This is a genomic window from Streptomyces sp. NPDC002130 (genome assembly GCF_040296465.1).
In the GTDB taxonomy this organism is placed as follows: Bacteria; Actinomycetota; Actinomycetes; order Streptomycetales; family Streptomycetaceae; genus Streptomyces.
In genome coordinates, this window is the sequence record NZ_JBEOXI010001202.1 from 1 (window position 1) to 1079 (window position 1079).

1 protein-coding gene and 1 pseudogene are annotated in these 1079 nt (G+C 58.5%); both read left to right on the forward strand.

Annotated elements, in window-relative coordinates:
- Nucleotide 1: 1 nt before the first annotated feature.
- Nucleotides 2-91, forward strand: a pseudogene (locus ABT116_RS51295) (aldo/keto reductase); the annotation flags it as partial.
- Nucleotides 63-782, forward strand: coding sequence for a hypothetical protein (locus tag ABT116_RS49635; RefSeq protein WP_351648314.1), 720 nt, complete (start codon nucleotides 63-65; stop codon nucleotides 780-782). The pseudogene ABT116_RS51295 and the gene ABT116_RS49635, both read left to right, overlap by 29 nt.
- Nucleotides 783-1079 lie beyond the last annotated feature (297 nt).

The following is a 1079-nucleotide window of genomic DNA, read 5'->3' on the forward strand; positions in this document are numbered from 1 at the left end:
GGTGAGTGCGGTCGGGCTGGGCGCGATGCCGCTGTCCATCGAGGGCCGGCCGGACGAGGAGCGTGCCGTGGCCCACGAACACCGTCGTCTTCCGTATTCTCGCCTTCTTCGTTGTCGCCACCTTCCTCCTCGTGACGATGCTGCCGTGGGATTCGTTCGTCGTCGGCGATTCTCCGTTCATCTCCGCCCTCGACCTGCTCGGAATTCCCGGCGCTGCTGACATTCTGAACCTCGTAGTTCTGGTCGCAGTGCTGTCCTGCCTCAACTCCGGCCTGTACACGGCGTCGCGGATGCTCTTCGCGCTCTCGGTCTACAACGACGCCCCGGCCTGGATGACGCGGACCAACAGCCGCGGCGTGCCGGTGAAGGGCGTACTCGCCTGCACCGTGGCCGGTTACTTCTGTATCGCGGCCGGCTACATCTGGCCGGACACGATCTTCTTGTTCCTCGTGAATTCTTCCGGCGCAATCTGTTTGTTCGTTTACATCCTGATCTGTGTATCCGAACTACGCCTCCGTCGCCGATGGGAACGCGAAAGCCCCGAGATTCTGAAATTCCGTGTCTGGTTGTATCCCGGCCTGCCGATAGTGGTCACTGGTCTGATTCTCGTGATCCTGGTGGGAATGGGTCTCAACGAACCCACGCGCGCGGAATTCGTCCAAAGCCTGGTCTCCCTCAGCGTCATCCTCGTCGCATACGGCGTGAGAAAGTCTCGTACGCGAAAAACCGGATCGTTCGCCACCGCCTCCGAGAACGCGCACAGCGCTGCGGACACCGTCTGAAACAAGCATCGAGTGAACTCTCTGCTCGATCGGTTGCACTTTCTCCCCGAAAACATTCAAAACGGTGAAACCGATCGAGCAAAGATTTTCTCTTTGTTCGATTTCAAGGCAAAATGGACAGCATGCCGAGCCCTGTCATCGCCTCCGAGGGGCACAGTTCTTGGCGAACACTTTACGAATGGTTCAACGAACCGCACGACTACGAGTGGATAAAGCACCAGAGATCCGGACGAGCAATCATTCCGATCTTCCGAACCTTGCTCGGACTGATGACGATCATCTTCGGACTGTCCGCTT